This is a genomic window from Frankia sp. Mgl5 (genome assembly GCF_023242985.1).
Lineage (GTDB): Bacteria > Actinomycetota > Actinomycetes > Frankiales > Frankiaceae > Parafrankia > Parafrankia soli.
Genome location: NZ_JALKFY010000469.1, coordinates 1 through 444, shown reverse-complemented (window position 1 = coordinate 444; position 444 = coordinate 1). Strand labels below are relative to the sequence as shown.

Genomic DNA, 444 nt, shown 5'->3' with positions numbered 1-444 from the left:
GCGGCTGTCGGCCAGTTCCTCACCGGCGTCCTTCTCCGCGTGCCAGCGGTGGACCGGCACGACACCCGGCTCGACGAGGTCGAGGCCGGCGAGGAAGCCCTCGACCTCGGCCCGGGAGCGTGGGGTCAGCGCGATCCCGCGTGCCTGGTAGACGGCCGAGACCCGCTCCGCCTCCTCCGGCGCGAAGTCCCCGGTGGCGTGGGTGAGCGCCACGTAGCTGCCCGGCGGGAGGATCTCCGTGTAGCGGCGGACCAGGCCGTACGGGTCGTCCGACTCAGGGATGAAGTGCAGCACGGCGATCAGGGAGAGCACGAGCGGCCGGTCGAGGTCGAGAGTCTCGGCCAGCTCGGGCGAGGCGAGGATCTTCTCCGGCTCGCGCAGGTCGGCGTCGAGATAGGCGGTGCGGCCCTGCCGGGTACCGGTCAGCAGGGCGCGGGCGTGCGC

At 73.4% G+C, this 444-nt stretch carries 1 protein-coding gene; it reads right to left on the bottom strand.

All coding sequences use genetic code 11. From position 1 onward, the window contains the following. Nucleotides 1-444 (bottom strand): SAM-dependent methyltransferase (locus tag MXD62_RS10180; RefSeq protein ID WP_248829083.1); only part of this gene is annotated, 444 nt, incomplete at both ends.